General features: G+C 46.1%; 17 protein-coding genes. 14 read left to right on the top strand and 3 right to left on the bottom strand.

What is annotated here, in order from left to right; translation table 11 throughout:
* Positions 1-1,689: DUF5633 domain-containing protein (locus HMPREF9698_RS09000; protein ID WP_003777042.1), on the top strand; the 1,689-nt coding region annotated here is incomplete at its 5' end.
* A gap of 326 nt (positions 1,690-2,015) precedes the next feature.
* On the top strand, positions 2,016-2,993 hold the full coding sequence (locus HMPREF9698_RS02605) for a DNA/RNA non-specific endonuclease (RefSeq protein ID WP_003777040.1): 978 nt from the start codon (positions 2,016-2,018) through the stop codon (positions 2,991-2,993).
* 79 nt (positions 2,994-3,072) lie between these two features.
* Here the strand turns inward: HMPREF9698_RS02605 and HMPREF9698_RS02600 are convergent, their stop codons facing one another.
* On the bottom strand, positions 3,073-3,690 hold the full coding sequence (locus HMPREF9698_RS02600) for a YrhK family protein (protein ID WP_003777037.1): 618 nt from the start codon (positions 3,688-3,690) through the stop codon (positions 3,073-3,075).
* Between the two features lie 226 nt (positions 3,691-3,916).
* On the opposite strand from HMPREF9698_RS02600, the gene rpsP reads away from it, so the two are divergent.
* The 4 genes from rpsP (at position 3,917) to trmD (ending at position 5,881) form a co-directional block, all read left to right on the top strand.
* On the top strand, positions 3,917-4,189 hold the full coding sequence (gene rpsP, locus HMPREF9698_RS02595; protein WP_003777034.1) for a 30S ribosomal protein S16: 273 nt from the start codon (positions 3,917-3,919) through the stop codon (positions 4,187-4,189).
* Between the two features lie 123 nt (positions 4,190-4,312).
* On the top strand, positions 4,313-4,543 hold the full coding sequence (locus HMPREF9698_RS02590) for a KH domain-containing protein (RefSeq protein ID WP_040292407.1): 231 nt from the start codon (positions 4,313-4,315) through the stop codon (positions 4,541-4,543).
* A gap of 81 nt (positions 4,544-4,624) precedes the next feature.
* A complete protein-coding gene (gene rimM, locus HMPREF9698_RS02585; protein ID WP_003777031.1) occupies positions 4,625-5,149 on the top strand; it encodes a ribosome maturation factor RimM in 525 nt (174 codons plus the stop codon).
* Complete coding sequence (gene trmD / locus HMPREF9698_RS02580) at positions 5,150-5,881, top strand: tRNA (guanosine(37)-N1)-methyltransferase TrmD (protein ID WP_003777029.1); 732 nt, start codon at positions 5,150-5,152, stop codon at positions 5,879-5,881. It begins immediately after the preceding gene.
* Positions 5,882-6,002: 121 nt separating this feature from the next.
* Here the strand turns inward: trmD and HMPREF9698_RS02575 are convergent, their stop codons facing one another.
* Both HMPREF9698_RS02575 and HMPREF9698_RS02570 read right to left on the bottom strand, forming a co-directional pair.
* On the bottom strand, positions 6,003-6,788 hold the full coding sequence (locus tag HMPREF9698_RS02575) for a helix-turn-helix domain-containing protein (RefSeq protein ID WP_003777026.1): 786 nt from the start codon (positions 6,786-6,788) through the stop codon (positions 6,003-6,005).
* Positions 6,789-7,002: 214 nt separating this feature from the next.
* A complete protein-coding gene (locus tag HMPREF9698_RS02570; protein ID WP_003777023.1) occupies positions 7,003-7,848 on the bottom strand; it encodes a hypothetical protein in 846 nt (281 codons plus the stop codon).
* Positions 7,849-8,051: 203 nt separating this feature from the next.
* Between HMPREF9698_RS02570 and HMPREF9698_RS02565 the strand changes: the two genes are divergently transcribed.
* The 8 genes from HMPREF9698_RS02565 (at position 8,052) to asnS (ending at position 17,165) form a co-directional block, all read left to right on the top strand.
* Positions 8,052-8,732, top strand: coding sequence for a prepilin peptidase (locus HMPREF9698_RS02565; protein WP_003777022.1), 681 nt, complete (start codon positions 8,052-8,054; stop codon positions 8,730-8,732).
* A gap of 118 nt (positions 8,733-8,850) precedes the next feature.
* Positions 8,851-10,131 carry a tetratricopeptide repeat protein gene (locus HMPREF9698_RS02560; protein ID WP_003777021.1) on the top strand — a complete coding sequence of 427 codons (1,281 nt, stop codon included), beginning with the start codon at positions 8,851-8,853 and terminating at the stop codon, positions 10,129-10,131.
* 9 nt (positions 10,132-10,140) lie between these two features.
* Complete coding sequence (locus HMPREF9698_RS02555) at positions 10,141-10,707, top strand: ReoY family proteolytic degradation factor (RefSeq protein WP_003777019.1); 567 nt, start codon at positions 10,141-10,143, stop codon at positions 10,705-10,707.
* A gap of 58 nt (positions 10,708-10,765) precedes the next feature.
* Entirely contained in the window at positions 10,766-11,092 is a 327-nt protein-coding gene (locus HMPREF9698_RS02550; RefSeq protein WP_003777017.1) for a nucleotide pyrophosphohydrolase, read from the top strand.
* Positions 11,093-11,118: 26 nt separating this feature from the next.
* On the top strand, positions 11,119-12,429 hold the full coding sequence (locus HMPREF9698_RS02545; RefSeq protein WP_003777015.1) for a CCA tRNA nucleotidyltransferase: 1,311 nt from the start codon (positions 11,119-11,121) through the stop codon (positions 12,427-12,429).
* 14 nt (positions 12,430-12,443) lie between these two features.
* Positions 12,444-15,221 (top strand): helicase C-terminal domain-containing protein, encoded by a 2,778-nt coding sequence (locus HMPREF9698_RS02540; protein ID WP_003777014.1) that lies wholly within the window; start codon positions 12,444-12,446, stop codon positions 15,219-15,221.
* 132 nt (positions 15,222-15,353) lie between these two features.
* Positions 15,354-15,833, top strand: a complete 480-nt coding sequence (locus HMPREF9698_RS02535; RefSeq protein ID WP_003777012.1) for a cell wall elongation regulator TseB-like domain-containing protein — start codon at positions 15,354-15,356, stop codon at positions 15,831-15,833.
* Between the two features lie 36 nt (positions 15,834-15,869).
* Complete coding sequence (gene asnS / locus HMPREF9698_RS02530) at positions 15,870-17,165, top strand: asparagine--tRNA ligase (RefSeq protein ID WP_003777010.1); 1,296 nt, start codon at positions 15,870-15,872, stop codon at positions 17,163-17,165.
* Positions 17,166-17,253 lie beyond the last annotated feature (88 nt).

Genomic DNA, 17,253 nt, shown 5'->3' with positions numbered 1-17,253 from the left:
CCAGTTAATAAATCCTTCACAGTAAGCCAAGGGGCAAACGGTCGTTACTTCTACCTATTGTCACCGAACCCAGCACCAGACAATGGTGGGGACGATGACGAAGAGCCAGAAGAAAACAATCAAAATGGCTACTTGACTCCAGAAAATGCTAGTGCAGCGGCAGAAAAAGCCTTGGAAACAGATCCAGTTAATGAATCCTACACAGTAAGCCAAGGGGCAAATGGCCGTTACTACTACCTACTATCACCGAACCCAGCACCAGACAATGGTGGGGACGATGACGAAGAGCCTGGCGAACCGGAAGAGCCAGGTGAAGAAGAAGCAGTTTACACCCTTTACTACTTCGCACAACGAACCAAAGGCAAAAACGGTGTGACTACTGTTAAAGCACCTAATTCCGATCGTGCAGAAGCATACTTCCGTAACTGGGTAAACGAAAATGACCTAGGCGACCTCGAATGGGAAAGTTACGATCCGGAAACTAAGACCTTCATCGCCCGTGAAAAAGTCGAAGAACCAGGCGAACCAAATGAACCAGAAGAGCCAGGTGAAGAAGAAGCCGTTTACACCCTTTACTACTTCGCACAACGAACCAAAGGCAAAAACGGTGCCACCACTGTTAAAGCTAAAAGTGCAGAAGAAGCAGAAACATACTTCAAAAACTTCGCAAACGAAAACGACCTGGGTGACCTCAAATGGTCTTATGACGAAGAAACTAAGACCTTCACTGCCCGTGAAAAAGTCGAAGATCCAGATGGCGAGGAACCAGGTGAAGAAGAAGCCGTTTACACCCTTTACTACTTCGCACAACAAACCAAAGGCAAAAACGGTGCCACCACTGTTAAAGCTAAAAGTGCAGAAGAAGCAGAGAAATACTTCCGCAACTGGGCAAATGAAAACGACTTAGGTGACCTCGAATGGTCTTATGACGAAGACAGTAAGACTTTCACTGCTCGTGAAAAAGTCGAAGATCCAGATGGCGAAGAACCAGGCGAACCGGAAGAGCCAGGTGAAGAAGAAGCAGTTTACACCCTTTACTACTTCGCACAACGAACCAAAGGCAAAAACGGTGCCACCACTGTTAAAGCTAAAAGTGCTGAAGAAGCAGAGAAATACTTCCGCAACTGGGCAAACGAAAACGACCTAGGTGACCTTGAATGGTCTTACGACGAAGACAGTAAGACTTTCACTGCTCGCGAAAAAGTCGAAGAACCAGGCGGCGAAGACCCAGATGGTGAAGAACCAGGCGGCGAAGACCCAGACGGTGAAGAACCAGGTGGGGAAGACCCAGATGGTGAAGACCCAGACGGTGAAGACCCAGACGGTGAAGAACCAGGCGGGGAAAAACCAGGTGAAGAACCAGGCGGCGAAAAACCAGGCGAAAAACCAGGCGAGCAAAAACCGGGTGAAAAACCAGGCGAAAAACCAGGTGAGCAAAAACCAGGCGAAAAACCAGGTGAGCAAAAACCAGGTGAAAAACCAGGTGAGCAAAAACCAGGCGAAAAACCAAGTGAGCAAAAACCAGGTGAGCAAAAATCGGGTGAAAAACCGGCTGAACAAAAACCGGGTAAAGAAGAGAAACCAGGTCAAACTTTACCAGACACTGCTACTTCTGCTTGGGCACTCGGACTACTCGGTCTAACAAGCTTAGCAGGTGGCCTATTCACTCACAAAAATAAAGAAGACTAATCATTTTAAATAATGAACCAGTCTTGAAACACTTATTAACCTAGCCTACCATTCTAAAACGGACCTACCCAATCAACGATTGGGTAGGTTTTTTTGGGTTCTATAATATTTAATGTTGGTGGGCCTCTCCCCCCACTCTTTTATTTTTGTCAATGAAAAAGACCAGTAGAATCCTCATAATTAAGCCACCATCAAATAATCATTTTCTATCGAATTCCGGTCAGCTAGCTTTCTTGCGCCTGTTCCTTCTATTGACAAGTTTTCCTAATTCCTATATTTTAATTTTATAGTTTTTTATTTGATCGAGCATATAGAAAGGTGATTTTATGTCCAAGCCTAACTGGTCTAAATGGTCCCGTCTTGTCCTCCTTGTCTTTGCCCTCTGTTTTCTTCCGGCTTGCCAATATCTACCTGAGCTTCTAGATTCTAATCCAGACCAAACCAGCATGACGCTAGAGCCTAATGAGGAGGGTGACTTCAAAGCGCCCAGCCAAGTTCCTGACCAAGCGGGGGAAGATGTGCTGGTCATCAATGACAATATTCCTTACTTCAGCGATCAGGATATCACTAGCCTTGATCCTTACCACAGCAATGAAGACCTGGATGACTTGGACCGGGTTGGGGAGGCTAATGCCTTGATTGGACCGGAATCCTTGCCTAGTGAAGAGAGAGGGGAGATTGGTCAATTTGAACCCACTGGCTGGGACCAGGCCCGGTATGCGAATGTTGGGGCGGGTGGCTGGCTGTACAACCGGTCCCACTTGATTGGCTACCAACTGACTGGTGTTGATGACTTTGAAAATTTAATGACAGGGACACGTTGGTTCAATGAGGCCATGGCGGACTTTGAGAACTTTGTTGCTTTTTATATTGAGGAAGAAGATAACCATGTCCGCTACCGGGTGACCCCTATCTTTGAAGAGGATAATCGACTGGCCTCAGGTGCCTATATGGAAGCTTTTTCCATCGAAGATAACGGTCAAGGGGTCCTGTTTAATGTCTATATACCCAATATCCAAGAAGGGGTTGCTATCGATTATTCTGATGGCTCTAGTCAGGGACCTGCTGGACCGAGCCAAGATGGGGACTTGCCAGACTTGAATTCATCCCAAGATGAAGCTAGGGAAGACCATTCAGAATCCTGTCCGGTGAAAGGCAATATTAATAGCCAAGGTGAGAAAATTTACCATACCCCGGATGGCCGCTACTATGACCAGGTCGATATTGATCCAGAATCAGGTGAAGCGTGTTTCCAAAATGAAGCTGAAGCTCAAGAGGCTGGTTGGCGAGCCAGTAAGCAGTAAAAAAGCCCTCCCAAATGTAGGGGGGCTTTTTTCATTTGACTGAATTTAGTCTTTTTCTTTCATTGAGCCAAGTTTCAACTTAGTTTTCGTAGTATTCAGCGTAATAGTCATCAATTTGATTCTCTTCTTCTTGTTCTTCTGGAACTTCCTCACTGTAGATCACATCAATAAATTTATTGTCGTCGAATTCTTGGTCATCTTTCTCCCGTTTCAACCCAACCTGATTGTATTGGCGGAAGTTATCTAGGAGTTTAACAACAGGTCTCATAAAGAAGAAGAAGCCACCGATGACAAATAATATCGAACCGATTGCCATGGTTTTTTCCGATAAGAAGAGGAGGGACCCGATAAAGTACAAGATCCCTACAAAGATATCCAGGGATAAGGAGACCAAGGAGTAGTAGTTGGGGTAATAGAGTCTGAGTGGACCAATCTTAATAACCACATCTCGGTCCGCATTTTCATTCCAGTTGTACCAGTTTGAATCATCCTCCTGGTTTTTGTCATCTTGAGACTGGTTGCCAGAGTCCATGCCATGATTGCTTCCTTGGGTTTCCTCTGTAGACCACTTGCTTGGGCCCTGGTCGTCATTCTGGTAATTGGCCATAAGGGCGGGTTGGGGCTTGAAAGTATCACGTCCCACCAGTTCGATTCCAAAAAATTTAGATTTAATTTCTTTACATTTATTTTCTGCCATCTCTAACTCCTCTCTTGTCAGTGTTAACGGATTTTTGCGACGCGATTTATTATAGCAGACCAAGTCTTTCGGACACAATAGGGGTAATCTGAAATTAAATAATTTTTTATTTTCGAAAAAATTTAACCTGTAAAGAAAAAATACTTTACAAGTCTGGAGCGACCTGTTAAGATAGTCATTGTGAGTTATGGAGCTCAGTCAAAATACTAGACATGGAGGTGAAAAAATGGCAGTTAAAATCCGCATGAAACGGATGGGGTCTAAACGCCGCCCTTACTACCGTATCGTTGTCTCAGATTCTCGTCGCCACGTTTCAAAAGGGTCCATTGAACAAATTGGAACTTACAACCCAATTTCAGAAGAAGAGGACGTCAAAATTGACGAAGAATTAGCCTTGAAATGGTTACGCAACGGTGCTCAACCTTCTGATTCTGTTCGCAAATTATTGTCTGATAAAGGTGTTATGGAGAAATACCATAACGAAAAATATGGAAAATAATCAACACGATAAAGGTGGTAAAATATGACTGATCAAGAAGTGAATGATTTAGAAACAAATGGTCAAGAAACAAGTGACCAAGACCGAGATGAAGGAACTGGTCAAGTACTAACCGACCAAGAAATGAGAGAATTAATTCATACGATAGTCAAACCCTTAGTAAGTCATCCGGAAGATATTGAACTCAACCTTCAAGATACTGAAGACTTCCACGAGTACTTGTTGGAAGTTCACCCAGATGACGTTGGTCGCGTTATTGGTAAACGTGGCCGGATTGCCAAAGCAATTCGTGCCATTATCTACAGCATCCAATACGAAGGACCAAAACGTGTCCGATTAACCATCGTTGACTAAGAGTCAGCTTTTGAGGGGGTGTCCTTGTGACACCTCCTTTTTCTTATTATAATAAAGGAAATGCGCTAAGAAGGTGAAAGTATGACGGAATACTACCGGGTGGGAGATATTGTTAATACCCATGGGATAAAAGGGGAGGTCCGGGTCCAATCGGTCACTAGCTACCCGGAAGAACGCTATCAAAAAGGGCAGGTCCTAACTTGGTTAAACCAAGCAGGGGAACAGGCCTTGGACTTGGTGGTTCAGGCCCACCGCCTCCATAAAAACTTCCACTTATTGACTTTTGAAGGTTACTCCAATATCAATGAGGTGGAAGCCTTTGTTGGGGGAAGCTTGAACATTGAGGCTAGCCAGGTGGATGATTTTGACTTCGACCAGGGAGTCTTTTACCAGCATGATATTGTGGGTTTGAAGGTGGTCGATGAAACAGGCCAGCCGCTTGGTCAAGTGAAAGAGATTATTGAAACCCCAGCCAATGATGTTTGGGTGGTAGACCGACCTGGCCAAAAAGACCTCCTCCTACCCTATATTGATTCGGTTATCTTGGATTTGGACTTTGACCGCCAGGAAATCACCGTACATATTTTAGAGGGGTTGGATGATTAGGTGAAGATTGATATTTTGACGCTGTTCCCTGAAATGCTTGAAGGGCCCTTGAGTCAGTCCATGATGAAGCGAGCCCAAGACAAGGGGTTAGTGGATATTCAGGTGACCAACTTTCGGCAGTATGGCCAAGGTAAGCACCAGCAAGTCGACGACACCCCTTATGGGGGCGGGGCCGGCATGCTGCTCAAGCCCGAGCCCTTGTTTGAAGCCATGGACGAGATCAAAAAAGAAGGCGGTGGTAGCCCCCGGGTTATCTTGATGGACCCAGCCGGCCAGCCTTTTGACCAAAAGATGGCAGAAAACTTTGCAAATGCTTCCCACTTGGTCTTTATTTGTGGCCACTATGAGGGCTATGACGAGCGGATCCGGACCTTGGTCACGGATGAAGTGTCGCTGGGTGACTATGTTTTAACCGGAGGGGAATTGGCGGCCTTAGTCATGATCGACGCCAGTGTCCGCCTCCTGCCCGGGGTTTTAGGCAACCAGGCATCGGCCCAGGCTGATTCCCACTCCTCCGGTCTGCTGGAACACCCCCACTACACCCGGCCCATCGAGTACCGGGGCATGACGGTTCCGGAAGTCTTGCGCAACGGCAACCACAAACTGATTGACCAGTGGCGGCACCAGGAGTCATTAAAGCGGACAGCCCTCCGCCGACCTGACATGCTGGCTAAATTGGATTTGAGTGAAGAGGACCAGGACTACCTTGACCAGTTAAGGAACCAAGAATAAACGTAAGACACCAAAAAAGCAGGCCTCATAAACCGGTGCTAGACAGTTTATGGGGTCTGCTTTATTTTGATGCTTGCTTAAAATCTAAGCTTAGTTTCAAAGCATGCCCGCCGCTAGTTACCTATTCAGCTTTTAAGACCAAGCGCTTGTACTTGGTTGGGGTAATTCCTTGCGACTTTTTGAAGACCTTGGTGAAGTAGGAATGGCTGTTAAAGCCAGCTAACTTGACAATTTGGCCCAGCTTATACTTGTCCAAGTGGAAGTAATACATGGCCAGGGCAATCCGCTGTTCATTGATATAAGTGATAAAGGTCATGCCGGTTTCAGCTTTGAACTTACGGGCCAAGTGGACAGGGTGCATCTTGTGGCGGTCAGCAATTTCTTTGAGAGTCAAATTACTTGCCAATTCTTTAGAGATTTCGTAGACAATGTCTTTAATGATGTCTGAATAGCCAATGGTGGAGTAGTCTGCTACGGCCTGGGCATACTCCCTGGGCAGTTTGTAGAAGACATGGTCAATCAAGTAATCGATGGTCTGGGCTTTTTCGATTAAGATGGAATACCGCTCAGATATCAGATATAAGGTGAGCGGTAGGACCCCGCCATTTTTAGCTGCAATTCGACTGTAGGTATTCATATTAATGATACTGTTTTTAACCGTACGCAAAACATCCATTTCGTCATTGCTGTGGTCAGCCACTTGTTGGATGAATTTTTCGGTATCAACTTCATCAAGCGTCTGGTTGAGTAGGTCTAACTTACCCTTTGTAATTTCATCGGTCAATGTATTTTCAATGCGGTAATGTAAGCCCTCAGCTTCTTGATGAAGTTCTTGCAATTTTTCCAACCGGTCCAAATCGTCTGGTCCTCCTTGGTCGGCTGTCTTAAGATTATACTCATTTGCCATAGAACTATCACTCCTAACTGAGATGCGTTTGATTTTCGGAATATATTACCTCCAGTTAGTACTATTATATTAAATATTAACTAAAAAACCAATCATTAGGGTCATTTTTCCAAAATAAATCCATTATTAGATATATTTTTTATGATAAGTGTCACTTCCCCCCATTTTAGTAATAAATCCCTTCCTCTATGGACTGGCTTAGGAAAGAGAGGGTTTAGGAATCAAGGCTATCGAAGAAGGCTTGGAGTTTGGGGTCCATTAAGTCCCACTCTTCCTTGGTCGGGTAGTCCATCCCCATAATATGTTTGAGGGCCCCAATGACTTTTTGCTGCTCCATGTACTGATAAATATCTCTTGGGTCGGGGAGCTGGGTTTGGTAGCGGAGACTTTGGATATAGTGGCTAATCACATTTTCCTGGTTGGGGTAATGGTCCAAGAAGCCGTAGTGACCAGCCGTATAAATCCGGATAGCCTGGTGCATAAGGGCTAGGAGAGAACTGTTGTGGACCATTTTGTCAACCTTTTTCTGGCTTAGGGGGATGACCAATTCATTGTAAGTGGCCGTCTTCAGCAGGGTATGGTCCTTATCACCTGTATGATAAACCACGTTATGTAAGCCTATCCAATTTACTGAATCCTTTGAAAGGCCCTTCTCAGGTGCCAGGCAAATTTTATTCACCATGTAAGGGCACTTTTGGTGGATCTTAATCAACTTCCCTAACTGGGAATGGGTCGAGTAGGGTAGGCCCTTATGGCGGAAAAACCGTTGCATGATGACAGCAGTCGATTCGCAGCTCTTAATAATAGTCCCATCGGTGTGGAAGATAAGACTTTGGTAAGTCTTGTTGTTTGTAACAGTCTTGATATAGAGGGCCTGGTCATTTAAACAAACCCTGTTTTGTTCTAAGGCGATGTCAATAAAAGTTTGCTCGCTTTGGTCCAGTAAATTATAGGTAAAAGGCTTTTGGTCAAGGCTTTGGGCTGGGCTGGCTTGATCGATATAGTAGTCTCGGTAGCGCTTTAAAAAACGTTTATAATCAAAATGCTTCATCTCTTCCATTGACATCCTCCACAAATGTAGTAATCGGCACAAAAATAAACAACCCTCATCAGTTTCTACTGTAATAAATGATATCATAGTAAAACAATTAAGAAAATTATAATACACCCTTGGCAGGGCTTTTTTACAATAAATTAATAATGGAATAGCCAGTAAAATGCGTATATTAGAGTGCAAGTATTTTTGAAGGGTGGTGCAAGCAAATGACCTATTTCCTTGTCTTTACTTACGCCAGTATTTTTGGCTCTTTTTATGCTGTTTTGGCTACAGACCAGACCTTATCAGGACTGGTGAGGCGGTCCAAGTGTGATGCTTGTGGCCGGAAATTAAAGGCTTTAGACTTAATTCCCATCCTATCCTATCTAGGGTTGAGGGGTCGGTGTGGGGCTTGCCGATCTAAGATACCCCTTGTTTACTTTTTAGCAGAAATGTTCATGGGACTTTTGGCCTGTCTAGCCTTTTACCGCCAGGGGTGGTCAAGAGCCTTCCTGTTTGAGTTCCTTGTTTATTCTTTGCTAATTATCTTATCCCTATCCGATATTTTTTATTTACGGGTTCCGAATGTCTTACTTCTGGTGTTTGCCCCCGTATTAATTTACTTTTCACCTTTGACCTGGCAGGGGATGGGGCTAGGTTTAGTGGTCTCTTTCTTCGTTCTTTTTTTAACCTTTTCCTTTTCTAAGGGAATGGGGATGGGAGATGTCAAACTTTTCTTAGTCTTAGGTCTCGTTTTAGGCTACCAGGCTAACTTGCTCATTATGGGACTGGCCTCCTTCCTGGCAACTGGCTACTTCCTAATCAGCCGGAAACAAAAACTCCCCTTTGTCCCTTTTATCTTTATCGCCACGGTCTTGGCAAGTTTTTTCCTAGCTGTCTTTTATTAACCAAGAAATGATTAGGCATGTAGTCAAAGACTGACGATTAACCGATAATATGTTAAAATAAATAGGACTATGAAGCGACCATTGCCCAAGCAGGAAAATCTTTTTGGAGTGAAGAACCATGTCCTACGCCATGCAAGTTATTGACCATATTCAAAATGATGAATTTAAAAAAGCTCAAGAAAGTCTAGACCAAGCCCTCAATTTTGACCAGGCGGATGACTTGTACTTGCTTGCTGACTCTTTATTTCAATTGGGTTTCCTAGACGCCACCAAGCAAGTCCTGAACCATCTTTTGGACCTGGATCCTGGTGATGACGACCTCCGGATTTACCTGGCCGAGATTGCCATCGAAGAAGGGGAGGACCTTGTTGCCATTGACTGGTTGGACCAAATTGCCCCCAACAGTCCGGCTTATGTTCAGTCGCTTTTAGTGGCGGCTGATTATTACCAAATCCAGGGGTTGCCTGAGGTGGCAGAGTCTAAACTTCATGAAGCCCAGTCCTTGATGCCGGATGAGCCCATTATTTCCTTTGGCCTGGCAGAGTTTTACTATACGACCGGCCAGTACAAACGTGCCATCCACCATTATGAAGAGACCATCCAGATGGGGGCCAGTCAAGTGGCCGGTATTCAGGTCAATGCTCGCTTGGGGACAGCCCATGCGGCAGCAGGGGACTTCGACCAGGCTTTAGCCTACTTCCAAGAAGCCTTAGAAGAGAAAGAAGATCCCGACACCCTCTTTAACCTGGGCGTCACCTATTTTCAGCTGGAGGAATACAGTCGCTGTGTCGAAACCATGCGCCAGCTCCACTCCCTGGACCACACCTACACTTCCCTCTACCCTTATTTAGCCCAGGCTTTGGACCAAACACACCAGCATGAAGAAGCAGCCCAGGCTGTTGCAGAAGGTTTACGTTTAGACAAGACCAATGCCCAACTTTACCTGATCGGGGCCAACATTCACATTAAGTTGGACCAACTAGACCAGGCCCAGACCTATTTCCAGGAGGCTTATGCCTTAAACCCTAACAGTGAAACGTTGATCATCGAGTATGCTAATTTTTTGAATTACCTGGGCCACTTCTCTCAATCGATCGAGATCTTGCAAAAGGCCCTGGACGAAAATGATATAGATCCGCAATTTTACTGGCTCCTAGCTTCGGCCCAAAACGAAGAGGAAAACTTTGACTTGGCCCGGTCTTATTTTGACCAAGCCTACCCTTACTTTAAAGATAACTTGGACTTTTTAAGGGAATACCTGGCCTTCCTCCAAGAAGATGGGCAAGTGGACCAAGTCAAAAGCATAGCCCAAGACTACTTGGCACTGGATCCTTCGAATATTGAAGTCAGATCCATGCTGGAGCGATTAAAGGATGAAGAAGATTTTTTTGAAGGATAAGGTGATCTTATGCCGAACCGTATCAAATTAGAAGATAAGAAAGCTTTTATTAAATGGTTTACGGAGACCCAGCAGGTTAGAAGACGGGAGTCCCTTTGGATTTTAAACTATCTCTTAAACCACGATATTGTTCTCAACAAGAGCCATTTTGTCGACTATGCTCATGCCACCCCACGGGGTATCCGGATTGCGGCGGCAAACACCCAGGGCAGAAGTTTCCTTTTTTACAAGGGTGGCATTGAATACGAAGACCCTGAGAAAGCCTTCCATGAAATCCGGATGAACTGGCACGAACCCTTGTATATTGAAGTTGACTTTGTGGGCAAAAATATTAGCCCGGCCTATGTCAAGGTCTTGGAAGATAACCCTTATGCTCGTTGGAATGACCGAGTTCCGGCTGACCTGGTTGTTCAAGTGGAGGACGCCTTGGATAACTTCCAGCTCAATGTGCGCAAGGAGGAAATCCACCAGGCCATCGACCAGGCCTTGCAGGAAGATGACAAGGAGACCTTCTACAAGCTAAGCCAGGAATTAATTGATATTAACAATTACTTGAATGAAGAGAACAAGACCTAATCTTCAGACCCCTTGAAAGGGACTTGAGCCTAAAGCCAATAGCTAGAGGAGGGATTAAATGACGGATATGGCAGACATGCAAAAACAGGTAGACGATTTTATTGGCCAATTTGAAGTAGGCTACTTTTCCCCTTTAGCGATGATGGCCCGGCTGACGGAAGAAACCGGCGAATTAGCCCGAGAGATTAACCACTACCATGGGGAAAAACAGAAGAAAGCAAGTGAAGACCCCAAGTCTTTGCAAGAAGAGTTGGGGGACGTCCTCTTTGTGGTGATTTCCATGGCCAATGCCTTGGAGATTGATTTAGACCAGGCCTTCCAACAAGTCATGGCTAAATTTCAAGACCGGGACAAGGACCGGTTCAAGCGCAAATCAGACCAGTAAGATTCAGCAAATGAAGGAATGATGACGTGGGAAAGTCATTTGAAGATAAAGAAAAACAAAAACCAGGTAAGGGTCAAGACCTAGCCCGAGAAGGCCGGGTCGACCTAAACCGCCTCCCAGAATTCAAGCAGGCTCTTCCGGTCTTAGATACCCTCATTGAAGGAGGCTATGAGGCTTATTTTGTCGGAGGGAGTGTTCGTGATGCCTTGCTTGGCCTAGACTTGAATGATGTGGACATTGCAACCTCGGCCCAACCTGAAGAAGTCAAGGCCTTGTTTAAAAAGACGGTTGATGTGGGGATAGACCACGGGACTGTCATGGTCCTCCAAGGAGGGACCTCTTATGAAATCACAACATTTCGGACCGAATCCACCTACCAAGACCACCGCAGACCCGATTCGGTTCATTTTGTGCGTTCTTTAGAAGAAGATTTGAAGCGGCGAGACTTCACTATTAATGCCCTAGCCTTAGACCGAAATGGGGCAGTGACCGACTTATTTGACGGCATTCAAGACTTGGAGGATGGCCTTATCCGGGCAGTGGGTCAGGCAGAAGAGCGCTTTAATGAAGATGCCTTGCGGATGATGCGGGCAGTTCGCTTTGCTGGCCAGCTCGGTTTTGAAATCGCCCAGGACACCAAGGCGGCCATTAAAAAACACCGCCAGCTTTTAGAAGAGATTGCCGTGGAAAGGATCCAAGTCGAGTGGGTTAAATTATTGACAGGTCAGGACCGCCAGAAGGGGGTAAAGGCCATGATTGAGACCAAGCTCTATGACTACTGCCCCCTCTTAAGCAATAAAAAAGCGGCCTTGACCTACTTGGTAGCCAACCCCCATTCGCTTGACTCTGACCGCCAGGCTTGGGCCTTGCTCTTGTATTACGTCCGCTATATCCAGCCCAAGGGTTACCAGGAAGACATTAATACTTTTCTTAGAACTTGGAAGACTTCCAAGGCTATGGTGGACCAAACGGAAATCTTGGTTGAAGGCTTGGAAGACCGGAAAAATGGCAAGTCACTGGATCCTTATGCCATCTACCAGCAGGGACTTGACTTGAGTTTAGATATTGAAACTTTGCTGGAAGTCTTAGGCCAAGAAGGTAAGCAAGCCGAAGTGAAGGAGACCTACCAAAAGCTAGCCATCCACTCCTCCAGTGACTTAGACCTAACCGGCTATGACCTGATGGAAGCTTATGGTCGCAAGCCAGGGCCTTGGTTGGGATCAGCCCTCAACCAGGCCGAAAAAGCTGTTGTCCGAGGCGATTGGCCAAATGATAAAGACCAATTACTCCAGCATTTAAAAGACTATGCAATAGAAGACGAAAAGCAAGATGATTAGGAAGGAGGGGAGAGATGGAAGACCCCAATTTATATGCCATAGTGGATATCGAAGCCACCGCTGGTAGTTTAGGGACTGATGAGCGGATGATTCAGTTTGCCTGTATTTTGCTGGAAGACGGCCAGGTGGTTGAAGAGTTTGATACTCTGGTCAACCCCTTGCGACCGGTTCCCATTCGAATCCAAAAACTGACGGGAATTTCTCAAAAGGAGGTCAACCAAGCCCCCCACTTTGATGAGATTGCCCATATCATCCATGACCTCTTAGAGGATGCGGTCTTTGTCGCCCATAATGTCAATTTTGACTACCGGTTTTTAAATGAACGATTTGAAGCGGTGGGTCTAGAACCCCTTCAAACCAAGGCCATCGACACGGTCGCCTTGTCCCGGATTTGCTTCCCCCAGGCAGACCACTATAATTTGACCGATTTGACCACTTGGCTGGGCTATGACATTGAACAGGCCCACGATGCTCTCTATGATGCTCGGGCCACTGCCTTCCTGCTGGATAAAATTATAGGCAAGCTAGCCAGCCTGCCTCCCCTTACCCTCAAGCAGGTCTCAGACTTAAGCCAGGGTTTGGCCCAGGATACCCAGTGGTTGATTGACCAGGCTTATAACCAGGTGAAAGACCAGTCGCCTGACTTGGAAAATGGCTTGGTTTTTTATGAAGGCTTGGCCATCAAAGACCCCAAAAAATCCTTTGATATCCGCCTCTCCCGGTCGCTCAAGGATTACCCACTGACAGATAGGGACAAGGCTAAGTTTTTTGCCAAGTCCTTTCGTCTGCGGCAGCGACAAGGGGACTTGATGGACCAAATTTATTATTATTTTAACAAAGACAAGGAAAATGAGGAGCTAGCCATTGAAGCACCAGCTGGGATCGGCAAGTCTTTGGCCTACCTGGTACCCAGTGTTTTTGTGGGCAAGCCCGTAGTGATTTCGACCCATACCAGGACCTTGCAGGACCAACTTCTAGAAGAAGCCCTGCCCTTTATGGAGCAAGTCAGTCCCTTAAAACCCAAAGTCTTAGTCTTCAAGGGCTGTCACCACTACTTATCCCTGACCCGGTTTAGCCAGGCCCTCAAGTCGGTTAGCTCAGGGGATTCTGCGGCTATGATCGCCATGCAGGTCTTGGTCTGGTTGACTGAAACCGAAACGGGAGATGTTGATGAGCTTAATATTGACAGCCTCAATCACCCTTTTTGGCAGGCCATTATCACCCGATATAGCCAGCTTCCACTCTTGTCCGACCAGGATTTTTATAAACGCTTGGTCCGCCAAGCTAAATCAGCTGATATTGTCATTACCAACCATGCCCACCTGATTACCGACCTAAACCGGATGCCCGGCCAAAGGGTCTTGCCCAACTTTGACCACCTAATCATTGACGAAGCCCAACACTTGGCCAAGGTGACCGGGGGCTTAGCTCAAAGTTCACTGAACAAGTCTAAAATTACCCGCCTGCTTCGAGCCTTAGGGGACTATTCTAGTGATGGAACCCTCATCGACCGGATGGAAGACTATACCCAAAGAAGGTGGCTAAGCCAGGCCCAAATCCACCGACTAGTTACTTGCCGAAGTCGCCTGGCAGAAGCTGTCAGCTACTTTTTTGAACTCTTCATTCCTTCCTTAGAGATGGAAGGCAGACAAGGCTGGTTGGAAGAGGTTATCGATGACCCGGAAGCCATTGCTGACTTAGACCAGACCAAGCGTTTAGGTATCTGCCTAAACCAATTAATCCAGGAGCTCCAAACAATCTACCAAGATTTGAAAGGCTATCAGGATGCCTTCGTCAAGTCAGACCACCTCTTGCTTGAAGACCTCTTTACCATCTCTAACCAATTAAGTGACTTTTACCGGGACTTTAACAAGCTTTTTGGTCCTTACGGCAGTGACCGGCTCATTTGGATTGAAGCCTATGCTTCCTCCTTGGATACCAGTATCCGGCTCAAGAGTTTTAGCCAAGGGAAGAAGAGCCAACTTTTGGCCAACCTCCATGCCATAAGCCATGTCATTTACATTTCTTCTACCTTGTCTGTCAATCAATCGGTCGCCTTTTTTGAAAAGCAAGTCCAGGCTAAAAACCTTAAATACCTTGCCTATCTCAGCCCCTACCAAGTCAAAGACCAGGCTCAGATCCTTGTACCCAAGGACCTGGTGCCGGTTAAAAAGTTCTCCAACCAACACTTGGTCCACCACCTGGTCACCCAAATCGTGACCATGATGAAAAACTTGAACCGGAAAACCCTAATTTTATTTCATTCCCATGAGGTCCTCCAAGAGGTCTACCATACCTTAACAGCATCCGGCCTGCTGTCAGATTATGCCCTCTTGGCCCAAGACCTGTCTGGTTCACGGTATAAAATTCTCAAACAATTCAAACGGGCTAAGAAGAGCATTTTGTTTGGGTCGGATACCTTCTTTGAAGGGATTGACCTGCCCGGCGAGTTTTTGGAAGTCGTCATTCTTACCCGGCTCCCCTTTGATTCCCCCGACATGCCCTTGGTGAAAGATGAACACCAAAGGATGAAAGAAGAGGGGATGAATATCTTTAAAGATGACCTTCTGCCTCGGGCTGTGATTAAGACCAAGCAGGCATATGGCCGTTTGATCCGGTCTGAGAAAGACCGGGGAGTTTTTGTCATCTTGGATGACCGCTTTCTCCATGCCAACTATGCTTCGATTTTTCAACAATCCCTGCCAGGGGGAGAAGACTACAAGCGCTGCCTCCTAAAAGATCTTCCCCAAGCGGTCAACCAGTTTTTAGGGGAGGCTTGTGACCTTCAGTAAAACTAAACTGAAAAAAGGGGTGGACCATTACTTTGAGGGTACAAGTCGTCAGAGACTTATTTGGTCCCACTTATTTATTTCAAGGTCATAATTTGGTATAATATCCATGTTATAGCTAGAGGAGGAAGACCAGTGACCAAGGTACTATTAGGCTTGGCTATTTTATTTACCGGGATCATTTTAGGTGGCTTAAGGCTCTTTCGTGAGTCTACCCAGCCCATCTACCAAGCCCGGTCTGAGACAACGGCCTATGTCCAAGAGCATACGGACCTAGAAGAGGTCAATGACTTTTATTGGTTTAACGGACCAGAAGAAACGTATTTTTCCGTGTCCGGCACAAATGGCGACCAAACTCTCCAGCTGGCCATTGTCAGAATAAGCGACGGGGCCATGCAGGTCTTTGACTACCAGGACATTGCCAGTGAATACGATGTCTACCAACAAGTTCAAGCAGACTTGAACCCTAGTGAAATCTTCGCCATCCGAGCCGGCTTTGTCGATGAGACCACACCCGTTTGGGAAGTGTCCTTCCTTGACCAGGCAGGCCAACTTGGTTACTATTATGCCGACCTTGAAACAGGGCAGTGGCTGCGTACCATTAGCAATTTATAGCCAGCAGAACAAAAGAAGAATGAAGGAGATTGAGCAGTGGAAACAATTCGTATTATCAATGCTAAAGACCACGTCGGTGAAAAGGTAAAGCTTGGGGCCTGGGTTGCCAACAAACGCTCCAGCGGGAAAATAGCCTTCTTGCAAGTTCGAGACGGGTCAGCTTTTTTCCAAGCAGTCGTGGTGAAAAGCAAGGTGTCTGAAGAAACCTTTGACCTAGCTAAAAACCTCAACCAAGAGACTTCTATCTGGATCACCGGTGAAATTTCCCAAGATGACCGGTCCAAATTTGGCTATGAAATCCAGGTTGAAGACATTGAAGTGATCAGTGACTCGCATGATTACCCCATCACCCCGAAAGACCACGGGACCGACTTCTTGATGGACCACCGCCACTTGTGGCTTCGTTCTTCTAAACAACATGCCATTATGCTCATCCGCAATGAAGTTATCCGGGCTACCCATGAGTTTTACCAAGACCAAGGCTTTATCAAGTTGGATTCCCCTATCTTGGTGGGCAATGCTGGAGAAAACACCACCGACCTCTTCCAAACCGAGTATTTTGACCAAAAAGCCTACCTGGCCCAAACCGGTCAGCTCTACGCTGAGGCGGCTGCCCTGGCCTTTGGGAAGGTCTACACCTTGGGGCCAACTTTCCGGGCTGAGAAGTCCAAAACCCGCCGGCACTTGATCGAATTTTGGATGATTGAACCTGAGATGGCCTTTGTTGAACACGAAGAATCCCTAAAAATCCAAGAAGAGTATGTTTCCCACTTAATTAACAGTGTTTTAGACAATTGTGACTATGCCTTAGAAGTTTTAGGTCGGGACAAGGGCAAATTACGTCAATTTGCCCAACTGCCTTATCCAAGAATCTCTTATGATCAGGCGATTGAAATCCTGCAAGAAAATGACTTTGACATTGAATGGGGAGCCGACTTTGGGTCACCAGAAGAAACCTTCCTAGCCTCTCAATACGACCGTCCCATCTTTATCACCAACTATCCTAAAGCCATCAAGGCCTTCTACATGAAAAAACACCCGGACCGGTCCGATGTGGTCATTTGTGCCGACATGATTGCCCCAGAAGGTTACGGTGAGATTATCGGTGGGTCACAGCGGGAAGATAACTTGGACAAACTCTTAGAAGAAATTGAGAACTTCGGTTTGGGAACAGAAGAATACGAATGGTACCTGGACCTCCGCCGTTACGGATCGGTCCCCCATTCCGGCTTTGGGCTTGGTCTTGAGCGGACAGTGACTTGGTTGGCGGGGATTGAGCACATTCGTGAAGCTTCTCCTTTCCCAAGACTACTTAACCGGATTTACCCATAAGAGCTTACAGGAGACTTTTAAAAGGGACATGGCCTCGGGTCAGAGTCCCTTTTTATAAATCATGAAATGTACTTTAACCTAACTAGGC

Source organism: Alloiococcus otitis ATCC 51267 (genome assembly GCF_000315445.1).
In the GTDB taxonomy this organism is placed as follows: Bacteria; Bacillota; Bacilli; order Lactobacillales; family Carnobacteriaceae_A; genus Alloiococcus; species Alloiococcus otitis.
This window is presented reverse-complemented; position numbering and strand designations above follow the sequence as displayed.